Here is a 13030-nt window from a genome sequence, read left to right as displayed (position 1 = left end):
TCATGACGCCTCCGAGCCCAGGTCGAACGCCGCCCGCGCCATCGCCGCGGTGGCGTCCACATCGGACATCAGCAGCGGCACCGAGCGCACCTCCACACCGGGCACCTCGGCGGTCTCGTCGCTGTGCACCAGCCAGCCGTCGAGGATCCCCTCGGCGTCGCCGCGCGCGCCGTAGTGGCGGCCGACGGCCTCCGCGGAGGTCTCCACGCCGATCGCGCTCAGGCACGCGTCGGCCATCCCGCGCAGCGGCTTGTCGCCGATGATCGGCGACAAGCCGACCACGGCGGCCTCCGTCTCCCGCAGCGCCGAGCGGAAACCGGGCACCGCCAGCAGCGTTCCGATGCTCACCACCGGGTTCGACGGGGCCAGCAGCACCACGTCGGCCTGCGCGATCGCGTCCAGCACCTCGGGGGTCGGCTTCGCCTCGTCGGCGCCGACCGGCACGATCGCGCGCGCCTTCGGCTCGGCGCGGTAGCGCACCCACCACTCCTGGAAGTGCACCGCGCGGCTCTCGCCGGACTCCGGGTCGTCGATCGCCACGTGCGTCTCGACGCGGTCGTCGGTCACCGGCAGCAGCCGCACCCCCGGCCGCCAGCGGTCGCACAGCGCCTCGGTCACCGCCGACAGCGAGTAACCCGCCCGCAGCATCCGGGACCGCACCAGGTGGGTGGCGATGTCGCGGTCGCCCAGGCCGAACCAGGTCGGCTCGGCGCCGTAGGCCGCGAGCTCCTCCTTGACCGACCAGGTCTCGTCGACCCGGCCCCAGCCCTTCTCGGTGTCGATGCCGTCGGCGAGCGTGTACATGCAGGTGTCGAGGTCCGGGCAGACCCGCAACCCGTGCATCCACACGTCGTCGCCCACGTTGACCACCGCGGTGACCTCGTGCTCGGAACTCTCCGCCTCGCCGATCGCGGGCAGCCCGAGCGCTCTCTTGACCCCGAGCAGGAAACGGGCGCCACCGACGCCGCCGACCAGAACTACGACCTTCACACCACCGATCCTCGCACGCCCGCACGACGCGGCAGGTGTGAACCCGGACGCTCCCGGTCAGCGGACTCAGATGCCGCCGAAGACGCTCCGGAACAGGCTCTGGCCCAGCGAGGTCATCGCCGAGTCGCCGCCGACCAGGTCGAACACGAAGTAGGCGAGCTCGAAGAACCACCGGCCCACCATCGGCACGCCGATCAGCAGCACGAACAGCACCAGCGGCGCCCACGGGCGGGCCCTCTCGCCGAACCGGCGCGCGGGCGCGGACAACCACGGCTCGATCGCGCCGTACCCGTCGAGGCCGGGCACCGGCAGGATGTTCAGCACGAACGCGATCACCTGCAGGAACGCCAAGTACGACAGTCCCGCCGTGAGCCCGAGCGGCATCGGGACCAGCGCGACGACCGTCGTCAGGACCAGCCCCAGCACCAGGTTCGTCAGCGGTCCCGCGAGCGAGACCATCGACTCCACGCGACGTCCCCGCAGCGCCCCGTGGTTGATCCACACCGCGCCGCCGGGCAGCGGGATGCCGCCGATCGCCACGAAGATCAGCGGCAGGATGATGCTCAGCACTGGATCGGTGTAGCGGCGCGGGTCCAGCGTCAGGTAGCCCTTCGAGCGCACCGACCAGTCACCGCCCCGGTAGGCCGTCGCCGCGTGCCCGAACTCGTGCAGGCACAGCGACGCCGCCCAGCCGCCCAGGACCAGCAGGATGATCCCACCGGTCAGGGCCGCGGTGTTGGTGAGCGTCGTCAGCACGCCGCCGAGAGCGGTGACCGCGACGATGCCGAGGAACAGCGGGCTGACCCGCACGGCGGAGGTAGTCACGACCCAAGTCTCCACGACTCGCCGCTGGCGTGTTGATCGGATTCAGCGCGCGCTGATCGTCGGCGGGTGATATTAATGATCTTGGCGCAGCGCGATGCGCCGGACGGAGCACAGGACCTGTGCCGAACGCGCTGGACCGATTGGCGCTGCCGGACCTGGGAATCCGAAGATCCGGATATCCCCCTACGGATGGTCTCGGCTTGACCGCAAGGAGCTACACGGGTGTAATCACAGCAGTGTCATTCGCTGCTGAAATCGAACGCCTCGCTGCGGCAGGTGGTCGCGGCGGCGGTCGGTCGGGTGCGGGAGAACCCGGCCGGGCACGAGGTCGACCGGCACTTCGTCGGCAGTGAGAGGGCGACGGGGTGAGCGGTCGGCGACGGCACCGCCGTCGATGCGTCCGGTCCCGATGGCGGGACCGGAAACCTGCGAGCAGGAGTGCGTCCTGTTCCGGTCCTGGGGAGGGCCGGTGGGATAACGGGGAGAAATCGGGGGAGTCATGTGGGAATCAGGAGATAGCCGTCTCGTGGAGCGCGGGGATGCCACCGCCACCGCCACGGTCGCGGAGTTCGACGCGCTCGCCGAGCTCTTCGAGATGGAAGAGGAACAGGAGTGGCAGGAGCGCGCGCTGTGCGCGCAAACCGATCCGGAGGCCTTCTTCCCGGAGAAGGGCGGATCCACGCGCGAGGCCAAGCGCATCTGCTCCGGCTGCGAAGTCCGTTCGGAATGCCTGGAATACGCGCTGCAGCACGACGAGCGCTTCGGCATCTGGGGCGGGCTCTCGGAACGCGAACGCCGCAAGCTCAAGCGCCGCGCGGTCTGACGGATTTCTTGCGCGGCGGTGCGAGCAGCGGAACCTCAGCGCTCCGCTGACTCCGGGCGCCGCTCCCGGTGCGCGCCATCGCGGCGTCCTCGGTCCCGAACAGGGATCAGGACATCGCACCCCCACCGCCGGTTCCCTCGCGTGCATTACCGTTCGGGCCGTAGGGGTTCGGACGAGCGGGAGGACCAGCGCGGGTGGACGAGCCGTCGAAGTCGCGGTTGCGGGGCTTGAAATCGCTGCACCGCAACGCCTTTCAGCGAAGCGGTCGGGCCGGTCAGCCGACACCGGCGCCACGCGAGTCCGCGCCGCCCGGGTCCGCGACACCCGAACCCGGGGACGCGCCGGAACCGCGCGCAGCCTCGCTCGGCTCGCGGGCCGCGGCCGCGCTGCGCTCACCGGGGACCGCGATGGTCGCCGTGCTGGTCGTTTTCGCGCTCGTGACCGCGCTCGTCACCGGTCGTCTCGGTGGGGCGCTGGCCGGCGGTCGGCTGCTGCCGACTGCGGATCTGGCCACCACCTGGGGTGACTACCTCAACGCCTGGCACGCCGTCGGCGGTGGGACCGGGGCGCCCGCGTCGCCGTCGCTGGCCGTGCTGGCGCTGCTCGGGTCCGTCCTGGGTGGACCGTCGGTGGTGGTCTCGGCGCTGCTGCTGTTCGGCGTCCCGCTCGCCGGGCTCAGCGCCTACCTCGCCACCCGCTCCCTGGCGACACCGCTGCGCCGCGCCCTGGTCGCCGGCGCCTACGCGCTGCTGCCCGCCGCCGCGATCTCCGCGGGCGAGGGGCGGCTCGACGTCGTCGTCGCGCACGTCCTCGTCCCGCCGCTGCTGGCCGGGATCGCCGCGGTCATCCGCCGCTCCGACGGTCAGTGGCTCGGCACCGCCTGCCTCACCGCGCTCGGTCTCGCCGTCCTCGGCTCCTTCGCTCCGCTGGTGCACCTGTCGCTGATCGCGCTCGCGCTGCTCGCCCACGTCCTCGTCCCCGGCAACGGGCTGCGCGGACGCCGCCGGGCCGCCGGGCTGGTCGCGCTCGTCCTGCTGCCGGTCGCGTGCCTGCTGCCGTGGCCCTCGGTGGTGCTCGGGAACCCCGAGATCCTGGTGCACGGCCTCGGCGCCCGAGTCGTCGAGCGGCCCACGTCCGTGCTGATGGCGGTGCTCAGCCCGGACGCCTCGCTCGCCGGGGTCCTCGGCGCGCTGCTGGTGCTGGCCGCGATCCTCGCGCTGGCGGTCTGCTTCGACGTCCGGATGCTCGCCGGCATCGGCGTCGCGCTGCTCGGCTGGCTGGTGGCGATCGTCGTCGGCACCGTGTCCGCCGAACCGCTCACCGGGGGCGTCACGAGCCCCGGCTGGACCGGCGGACCGCTGGTGCTGGTCGCCGCGGGCTGCGCCTGGATCGTGCTGGTCGCCGAGGTCCCCCGGTTGAGCTGGAAGATCACCGCGCCGGTGCTGGCCGCGGGTCTGCTGGTGCTGGGCGCGGGCTCGGCGATCGGCACCGCCTCCGGCCCGCTGCGGATCCACCAGGCCGCGCCCGAGACCGGAACCCGGCTGGTGCTGGAGCCCGGACCGCAACCCGCCCGCCTGATCACCGGCGACGGCCCGCGCTTCGGCGACGACGACCTCGCCCCGGCGGGCACCGCCGCCGACTGGCTGGGCCAGGTCGACGAGGACCTGCTCAGCGACGACAGCGCGCGGGTGCGCCGGGCGCTGGCCGCGGTCGCGGCCAGGGGCGCCGAGCACGTGATCGTCCCGGCCGACTCGCGGCTGCCCGAGCTCGCCCACGACATGGTCGTCGACGACGGCGCGCTCACCGGACCCACCCGCGAGCTGCGGCTGCTGATCCCGGCGACGCCGGTCAAGCTCGTCGGCCCCGACCTCGCCCGGCAGGCCCAGACCGAACCCGGCCCGGCGCCCGAGGCTCGCCCGCTGCCGGTCGACGCCCAGCTGCCCTCGTTCACCGTGCGGATCTCCGAGGGCGGCACCGGGCGCGCGCTGGTGCTCGGCGCGGAGAACGAGCCCGGCTGGTACGCCGCGGTCAACGGCAAGCGCCTCCCGCTGGCCACCGCCTGGGGCCACCAGGTCGCGGTGCCGCTGCCCGAGCAGGCCGCGGAGGTCCAGGTCGGCTACACCGAGCTGCCCCGCACCACGCTGCTGGTGGTGCAGGCCGCGGTCGTCCTGTTCACGATCATCGCCGCCATCCCGGGCCGCCGACGCCGAGCGCTCACCGGCCTTCGGTAGGGCCCCGACCGTCAGGTAAGCACCGAAGGTGCTTTCTCCTCCACCACCCCGGCAACCGGCACCGGCGCTCAGGTTCCGCTACCCGCACCGCTACGCAAAGCAAGTGCTCAGCAGCTCTTACTGGCCTTCGATGACGTCGGGGTCCAGGCCGAGGTAGGTGGCGACCTGCTCGACGAGGACGTCGTGGAGCAGGTCTGCCATGTCCGTGCCGTCGCGGGCGCGGGCCTCCAGCGGCCTGCGGTAGAGCACGATGCGCGCGCGGGTGGGCAGGCCGCGCCTGTCCACCCCGGCCGGGACGAGCCGGGCCAGCGGGACGTTGGCGTCGACCACGACGTCGTCGTCCCAGGCCACCTTCTCCGGAGCCGTGTCGCTGATCTCCGGCACCTCGTCGACGGCGACGTCGAGCTGGGTCAGTTCGGCGTGCCAGCGCTGCTCGATCGGTTCCAGCGCCTCCAGCACCAGCGCGTCGAAGCGTTGCGAGCGGCTGCGCGAGACCGGGACCGACGAGGGGTACAGCGGTCCGCGCAGGCCACGACCGCGCCGATCCCGCCGGAAGCGGGTTCGACGCCGAGATCCACGTGCGGTCACCACGGGCTGAGGGTACGCCCTCGGCGTGCCCGGCCGGGACAGCCGCCGCGGGGATTTCAGGTGGTGATCGAGTGCATCTGTTCGCCGGAAGCGGACACCCGATCGAGTCGGCTGGAGGCAGGGTGGAAACTGGTGTTCGGCGTGGCTCGTGAAAGAGATTCCGCGTGCCTGCGCCGCGAGGTGGACAGGAGGCGCTATCGTGCGTGTCGTGCGGAGCGTGAGGCGGTGCTCGCGGACCGGGTGTGTCAACCCGGCCGTCGCCACGCTCACTTATGCCTATGCGGACTCGACCGCGGTCGTGGGCCCGCTCGCCACCTACGCCGAACCGCACAGCTACGACCTGTGCGAGGCGCACGCGCTGCGCCTGACCGTCCCCAACGGCTGGGAGGTCGTCCGGCACGAAGGCGAGTTCGCGCCGCCGACCCCGTCGGACGACGACCTGACCGCGCTCGCCGAGGCGGTGCGCGAAGCGGGCAGACCGGACAGGCCGGTGGAGCCGCAGGTCAGCGCTCCGGGGCCCGGTCGTCGAGGGCATCTGCGGGCGCTGCCCGACCCGGTCGACGAGTGAACAGATCGTGACGAACAGCTCTGGTCAAACCGGATGCTGCCACCGACCCGCCGATCGCCGGTAGGCTGCCAACCACGTTGGTCGGGAACGGGGAGGATGCAGCGTGCGGGACCTGTCGGGGATCGTCAAGGCTTACGACATCCGCGGGGTGGTCGGCGACGGTTTGGACGCCGACGTGGTGCGGGAGATCGGAGCGGCGTTCACCAGACTGGTCGGTGGGCCGGCCGTGGTGATCGGTCACGACATGCGCGACTCCTCGCCGGGGCTGGCGCAGGCGTTCGCCGAGGGCGTCACCGGTCAGGGCGTCGACGTCATCAACATCGGGCTGGCCAGCACCGACATGCTCTACTTCGCCTCCGGCAAGCTGGAGCTGCCGGGAGCGATGTTCACCGCCAGCCACAACCCCGCCAAGTACAACGGCATCAAGCTCTGCCGCGCCGGTGCCGCGCCGGTCGGGCAGGACAGCGGCCTGTCGGAGATCCAGGAGCTCGTCGCCCACGGCGTGCCCGAGTTCCTCGGCGCGAAGGGCTCGACCACCGAGCGCGACATGGTCGCCGACTACTCGGCCTACTTGCTCGACCTGGTCCAGCTGCGCGACATCCGCCCGCTCAAGATCGTCGTCGACGCGGGCAACGGCATGGGCGGGCACACCGTGCCCACCGTGTTCGCCGACCTGCCGGTCGAACTCGTGCCGATGTACTTCGAGCTCGACGGCTCGTTCCCGAACCACGAGGCCAACCCGCTGGACCCGGCCAACATCGTCGACCTGCAGGCCAAGGTCCGCGAGGTCGGCGCCGACGCGGGCCTGGCCTTCGACGGCGACGCCGACCGCTGCTTCGTCGTCGACGAGCGCGCCGAGCCGGTCACCCCCAGCGCGATCACCGCGCTGGTCGCCTCCCGCGAGCTGGCCAAGGAACCCGGCGGGACGATCATCCACAACCTGATCACCTCCAAGGTCGTGCCCGAGATCGTCACCGAGCTCGGCGGCAAGCCCGTGCGCACCCGCGTCGGTCACTCGTTCATCAAGCAGACGATGGCCGAGACCGGGGCGATCTTCGGCGGGGAGCACTCCGCGCACTACTACTTCCGCGACTTCTGGCGCGCCGACTCCGGGATGCTGGCCGCGCTGCACGTGCTGGCCGCCCTCGGCGAGCAGGACAAGCCGCTGTCCGAGCTCATGGCCGACTACTCCCGCTACGCCGCCAGCGGTGAGATCAACTCCACCGTCGACGACCAGCAGGGCCGGATGCGGGCCGTCGCCGAGACCTTCGGTGACCGGAATGGCGCTTCTGTCGACGAGCTCGACGGGCTTACCGTGGAGCTGTCGGACGGATCGTGGTTCAACCTGCGCCCGTCCAACACCGAACCGCTGCTCCGGCTCAACGTCGAGGCGAGGGACACTGAGGCCATGACCGCGCTGCGCGACGAGGTGCTCGCGGTCATCCGCGGATGACCGCCGGTCCTGACACGAGTGACACTCGCCGAAGCGCGCGAGTTTGGGAGGAAGACGTGGCCGTTGACCTGGAAGCGCAGTTGCTGGAGATCCTGGCCTGCCCGTGCGAGCAGCACGGGTCGCTGCGACCCGGCCTGGCCGACGACGCGCAGGCCGACTACCTGACCTGCACCTCCTGCGGCCGCGGCTACCCGGTGCGCGACGGCATCCCCGTGCTGCTGCTGGACGAGGCCGTCGGGGGCGGATCTCCCGGCGGCGCCGAGAAGAGGTGAGGCGCCGGTGCTGGACGACACCCTCCTCGACGACCCGGCCAGGCTGGCCGACACCGACTCCGGCGGTCTGCTGAGGCTGGCCGCGCTCTCCGGCGCGCAGGTGCGCGCCACCGCCGAGACCGCGGCCGAGATCGGCCTCGACGACCTGGCCGACGACCGCCCCCGCGCGGTCGTGCTGCTGACCAGGCCCGGCGTGGCGGTGAGCGTGGCGCGGCTGCTGGTCGCGCTGACCGGACCGCGCTGCCCGGTCCCGGTCGTGGTCGCCGACGAGCTGCCGTCCTGGGTCGGCGCGCTCGACGTCGTGTTCGCCCACACCGACGACGTCGGTGACGTCACCCTCGCCGAGTCCGTGGCCACCGCCTGCCGCCGGGGCGCCAGCGTCGTGCTCGCCGCGCCCTCCGACGGCCCCGTCGCCGCCGCCGGCGCCGGGCGGGCGAAGGTCCTGGTCCCGAGGGTTCCGGTGCCGCCCGCGCTCGCGTTCGCCTACGTCTTCGCCGCAGGCATCACCACCTTCCGGGCCCTGGGCCTGCTGGACTTCGACGTCGAGGAGCTCGCCGACGAGCTCGACAAGGAAGCCGAGCGCGCCCACCCCGGCCACGAGTCGCTGAGCAACCCCGCCAAATCGCTGGCGCTGCGGATGGCCGAGCACACCCCGCTGCTGTGGGGCCTGGGCCCGGTCGCCGCCGCCGTGGCCGGACACGCCGCGTTCGCGCTCGGCGCGCACGCGGGCGTCCCCGGCCACGTCGCCGAGTACCGGCAGGCCGTCGCGCAGCGCGGGCTGCACCGCGCCGCGGCCTCCGTCGGGTCCGAGGCGGACATCTTCGCCGACCCCGACGACGAGACCGGGGCGGCGCTGCGGGTCCTGCTGATCAGCACGCGTCACGACGAGCAGGGGGAGGTGGGGGAACGGTCCGCTCTGCGGGACCTGCCCGGTGCCGACGTGGTCGCGCCGGGCGACTCGGTGCGCGCCGACCCGCTGCTGCGCGCCGCGGTCCTGGCCGCCCGCTTCGACCTGGCCGCCGTCTACCTGGGCCTGGCCGCGGGCACGCTCAACGGCCCGGGCTGGCCCGCACTGGCCATGAGCTGAGGCGCGGGCCCGGCACCGAAAATCCGGGAAGCCCCCGATACCGCGCGCTGCGCGGACGGGGTGTGCTGGCCGGACGAGCAAGCGCGAGAACGAGGAAGCGAGAACGACTGTGGAGCTACTGCGCAACGCGGTGCGCCCCTACGCGTGGGGTTCGCGCACCGCAATCGCGGATCTGCTCGGTCGGCCCGTCCCCACACCGCACCCGGAAGCAGAGCTGTGGATGGGCGCTCACCCCGGCGACCCGTCGCGGGTCCTGCGCCCCGGCGGGGACGAGGTTTCGCTGCTGTCGCTGCTGGACTCCGAACCCGCCCACCACCTCGGCGACGAGTGCGTGCGCCGCTGGGGCGGCAGGCTGCCGTTCCTGATGAAGGTGCTGGCCGCCGACGAGCCGCTGAGCCTGCAGGCGCACCCCTCCGCCGAGCAGGCCGCCGAGGGCTTCGCCCGCGAGGAGAGCTCGGGCATCGCGCGCAACGCCGCCGACCGCAACTACCCGGACCCCACCGCCAAGCCCGAGCTGATCTGCGCGCTCACCGAGTTCCACGCCCTGGCCGGGTTCCGCGAGGCGCAGCGCACGGTGCGGTTGCTGGACGCGCTGGACGTGCCGAGCCTGCGCGCCCACCGCGAGCTGCTGGCCGCCCAGCCCGACGCCGACGGGCTGCGGGCGCTGTTCACGACCTGGATCACGCTGCCCGAGCACTACCTGCGCGACGTGCTGCCGGAGCTGCTGGAAGCCTGCATCGCGCACGTCAAGGAGCGCGGCGAGTTCGCCCTGGAGTGCCGCACGGTGCTGGAGCTGGGCGAGGCCTACCCGCACGACGCGGGCGTGCTGGCGAGCCTGCTGCTCAACCGGCTGGTGCTGCAGCCCGGCGAGGCGATCTTCCTCCCCGCGGGCAACCTGCACGCGTACCTGCACGGCACCGGCATCGAGATCCTCGCCAACTCCGACAACATCCTGCGCTGCGGGCTGACCCCGAAGCACGTGGACGTGCCGGAGCTGCTGAAGGTGCTGGACTTCGCCTGCGGCGACATGCGGGTTCTCAAGGGCGAGTCGCTCGACGCCAACCTCACCGCCTACCGCACCCCGGCCGCCGAGTTCGAGCTGTCCAGGCTGGACTGGACGCCCGCCGAGTCCGGCACCGTCCACCTGGACTCGCCTGGCCCGCAGATCCTGCTGTGCACCAAGGGAAGCGTCCGGTTGACCAGCGGTCACCGCGAGAACGGGTCGCTGCCGCGGGAACTGGTGCTGCAGCGCGGCCACTCGGTGTGGCTGGCCGCCAGCGACCCGGCGGTCGAGGTCCGCCCGGCCGAGCTGGACCCCGACGGGCAGGCCCAGGTGTTCCGGGCGGCCGCCGGCTCGTTCTGAGAGCGATCTCAAGTCGGCGATCTTCCCGGTCGTCCCATTCCTCCCCTGCGCACCCGGTACATTCCTCCCGTCATCGCAGCCGGAGGACCTGGAGGAGATCGTGTCAGCAGGGGGCGGGACCAAGGCCATCTTGGCCGCGTTGGCCGCGAACGCGGGAATCGCGGTGGCCAAGTTCGGCGGATTCCTGTTCACCGGTTCGTCGTCGATGCTGGCGGAATCGGTGCACTCACTGGCCGACACCTCCAACCAGGGGTTGCTGCTGCTCGGCCAGAAGACCTCGCAGCGCAAGGCCAACGAGGAACATCCCTTCGGCTACGGCCGCGACCGGTACTTCTACTCGTTCGTCGTCGCGCTGATGCTGTTCACGCTGGGCTCGGTGTTCGCGCTCTACGAGGGCATCCACAAGATCGAGCACCCCGAGCCGCTGCAGTCGGCGTGGGTGGCGGTGCTGATCCTGGTCATCGCGATCGCCCTGGAGACCTACAGCTTCCGGACCGCCATCAAGGAATCGCGCGAGATCAAGGGGAAGCTGACCTGGTGGCAGTTCATCCGCCAGGCCAAGACGCCGGAGCTGCCGGTGGTGCTGCTGGAGGACTTCGGCGCGCTGATCGGCCTGGTGCTCGCGCTCGGCGGCGTCGGGCTGACCGTGCTCACCGGCAACCCGGTCTTCGACGGCATCGGCACCGTCTGCATCGGTGTGCTGCTGGGCGTGATCGCGGTGGTGCTGATCGTGGAGACCAAGAGCCTGCTCATCGGTGAGGGCGCGAGCCGCGAGGTGCTCGACGACATCATCGGGCAGATCGAGTCCGAGCGGGTGGAGCGCGTCATCCACATCCGCACCCAGTACCTGGGCCCGGAGGAGCTGCTGATCGCCGCGAAGATCGGCCTGGCCCCGTCGCTCTCGGTTGCGGATGTCGCCGCCGAGATCGATGGTGCAGAGCAGCGGATCCGAGCGAAGGTTCCGGCAGCGCGCCTGATCTACCTGGAACCGGATCTCGACCGTGGCCGCATGACCACGGCCTGACACAAGACAACGTCTTGTCATCACAACGGGTTAACGAAACCTAGGGCGAATACTAGTCGGTCGTTACCCGGTGCGACATTGGCGAGTTAGGGTGCGTGCACCCACGACACTTGGGACTTGATGGAGGAGGCGACAGTGCCAGGCACTGGGCTGTGGCGTACCAAGTCGGTAGAGCAATCCATTCTCGACACCGACGAGCCGGACACCAAACTACGCAAAAATCTGGGCACCTGGGATCTGATCGTCTTCGGCGTATCAGTCGTCATCGGTGCCGGTATCTTCACGCTCGCGGCACGTACGGCGGGTGACGTCTCCGGACCCTCGGTGTCGTTGGCCTTCGTGCTCTCCGCGATCGCCTGCGGCCTCGCCGCGCTGTGCTACGCCGAGTTCGCCTCGACGGTGCCGGTCGCCGGCAGCGCCTACACGTACTCCTACGCCACCTTCGGCGAGTTCATCGCCTGGATCATCGGCTGGGACCTGATCCTGGAGTTCGCGGTCGCCGCGGCGGCCGTCTCCAAGGGCTGGTCGGTGTACCTGCAGGAGGTCCTCGCGCTCATCGGGCTGAACGTGCCCACCGTGTTCGAGTTCGGGGCGCTCCAGTTCGACTGGGGCGCACTGCTGCTGGTGGCCGTGCTGTCCACGCTGCTGGCGGTCGGCACGAAGCTGTCCGCCCGGGTGTCGCTGGTCATCACCATCATCAAGGTCGCCGTCGTGCTGCTGGTGATCGTGGTCGGCCTCGCCTACATCAACGCCGCGAACTACACGCCGTTCATCCCGCCGGCGCAGGCCGCGACGGAGGACAGCCCGGCGATCGAGCAGTCGCTGCTGTCGCTGATCCTCGGCGGCGAGACCAGCAACTACGGCCTGTTCGGCCTGCTGGCCGGCGCTTCGCTGGTGTTCTTCGCGTTCATCGGGTTCGACATCGTCGCGACCACCGCGGAGGAGACCAAGAACCCGCAGAAGAGCGCCCCGCGCGGCATCATCGGCAGCCTGGTCATCGTGACCGTGCTCTACGTCGCGGTCGCGCTGGTCGTCACCGGCATGGTGCCCTACACCGACCTGGCCACCGCCGAGGACGGCACCCGCTCCACGCTGGCCACCGCCTTCGCGATCCACGGCGTGACCTGGGCGGCGGCGATCATCTCGGTCGGTGCGCTGGCCGGTCTGACCACGGTGGTCATGGTGCTGCTGCTGGGCCAGACCCGCGTGCTCTTCGCGATGTCGCGTGACGGTCTGATGCCCGGTGCCCTGGCCAAGACCTCCAGCAAGGGCACTCCGGCCCGCGCCACCATCCTGGTCGGCGTCGTGGTCGTGCTGGCCGCGGCCTTCTTCCCGGCGGACAAGCTGGAGGAGATGGTCAACGTCGGCACGCTGTTCGCGTTCGTGCTGGTGTCGCTGGGCGTGATCGTCCTGCGGCGGACCCGTCCGGACCTGCCGCGCGGCTTCAAGGCCCCGCTGGTCCCGCTGGTGCCGATCCTGGCGATCATCGCCTGCCTGTGGCTGATGCTGAACCTGACGGCGCTGACCTGGATCCGGTTCGTGATCTGGATGATCGCCGGTGTGGTGATCTACTTCCTGTACGGCCGGTCGCACTCGCGCCTGGGCAAGCAGGGCGACGTCGCCAACGGCGGCCAGGTCACCGGCTAGCCCGCACCACGCAGAAGCGGCGCCGTCCCACCCGGGGGCGGCGCCGCTTTTCGTTGTCCTCCCGGAGGGCCCGAGCGTCACCAGTGGACAGTTTTAGCCATAATTGTCCGGGCAAAAAGGACATTGATCATGGGTGATTATGGCTAAAACTGTCCACTG

General features: G+C 71.3%; 12 protein-coding genes. 9 read left to right on the top strand and 3 right to left on the bottom strand.

Translation table 11 applies throughout. The annotated features are described in order from the left end of the window. Both cofD and QFW96_RS26155 read right to left on the bottom strand, forming a co-directional pair. Nucleotides 1-990, bottom strand: a complete 990-nt coding sequence (cofD, locus tag QFW96_RS26160) for a 2-phospho-L-lactate transferase (protein WP_281458386.1) — start codon at nt 988-990, stop codon at nt 1-3. A 66-nt stretch (nt 991-1056) separates the two neighbouring features. Then, a complete protein-coding gene (locus QFW96_RS26155) occupies nt 1057-1815 on the bottom strand; it encodes a site-2 protease family protein (protein ID WP_281458385.1) in 759 nt (252 codons plus the stop codon). A gap of 595 nt (nt 1816-2410) precedes the next feature. Between QFW96_RS26155 and QFW96_RS26150 the strand changes: the two genes are divergently transcribed. Beyond that, complete coding sequence (locus tag QFW96_RS26150; protein ID WP_093414649.1) at nt 2411-2638, top strand: WhiB family transcriptional regulator; 228 nt, start codon at nt 2411-2413, stop codon at nt 2636-2638. A 194-nt stretch (nt 2639-2832) separates the two neighbouring features. Continuing rightward, nucleotides 2833-4869 (top strand): hypothetical protein, encoded by a 2037-nt coding sequence (locus QFW96_RS26145; RefSeq protein WP_281458384.1) that lies wholly within the window; start codon nt 2833-2835, stop codon nt 4867-4869. A gap of 117 nt (nt 4870-4986) precedes the next feature. Here QFW96_RS26145 and QFW96_RS26140 read toward each other — a convergent pair whose 3' ends face one another. Beyond that, entirely contained in the window at nt 4987-5460 is a 474-nt protein-coding gene (locus QFW96_RS26140) for a metallopeptidase family protein (RefSeq protein ID WP_281458383.1), read from the bottom strand. Between the two features lie 205 nt (nt 5461-5665). On the opposite strand from QFW96_RS26140, the gene QFW96_RS26135 reads away from it, so the two are divergent. From QFW96_RS26135 to QFW96_RS26105, 7 genes are all read left to right on the top strand, one after another. After that, entirely contained in the window at nt 5666-6025 is a 360-nt protein-coding gene (locus QFW96_RS26135) for a DUF3499 domain-containing protein (protein WP_093414646.1), read from the top strand. A gap of 103 nt (nt 6026-6128) precedes the next feature. After that, nucleotides 6129-7478 (top strand): phosphomannomutase/phosphoglucomutase, encoded by a 1350-nt coding sequence (locus tag QFW96_RS26130; RefSeq protein ID WP_281458382.1) that lies wholly within the window; start codon nt 6129-6131, stop codon nt 7476-7478. A 56-nt stretch (nt 7479-7534) separates the two neighbouring features. Beyond that, nucleotides 7535-7750, top strand: a complete 216-nt coding sequence (locus QFW96_RS26125) for a Trm112 family protein (protein WP_281458381.1) — start codon at nt 7535-7537, stop codon at nt 7748-7750. A 7-nt stretch (nt 7751-7757) separates the two neighbouring features. Then, a complete protein-coding gene (locus QFW96_RS26120; RefSeq protein WP_281458380.1) occupies nt 7758-8837 on the top strand; it encodes an SIS domain-containing protein in 1080 nt (359 codons plus the stop codon). Between the two features lie 109 nt (nt 8838-8946). Then, complete coding sequence (gene manA / locus QFW96_RS26115) at nt 8947-10200, top strand: mannose-6-phosphate isomerase, class I (protein WP_281458379.1); 1254 nt, start codon at nt 8947-8949, stop codon at nt 10198-10200. A 100-nt stretch (nt 10201-10300) separates the two neighbouring features. After that, entirely contained in the window at nt 10301-11224 is a 924-nt protein-coding gene (locus QFW96_RS26110; protein WP_281458378.1) for a cation diffusion facilitator family transporter, read from the top strand. Between the two features lie 135 nt (nt 11225-11359). Then, nucleotides 11360-12871 (top strand): amino acid permease, encoded by a 1512-nt coding sequence (locus QFW96_RS26105; protein WP_281458377.1) that lies wholly within the window; start codon nt 11360-11362, stop codon nt 12869-12871. Nucleotides 12872-13030 lie beyond the last annotated feature (159 nt).

Source organism: Saccharopolyspora ipomoeae (assembly GCF_029952525.1).
GTDB lineage: Bacteria > Actinomycetota > Actinomycetes > Mycobacteriales > Pseudonocardiaceae > Saccharopolyspora > Saccharopolyspora ipomoeae.
The sequence above is the reverse complement of the archived record's forward strand: the minus strand, read 5'-3'. Positions and strand labels throughout refer to the sequence as shown.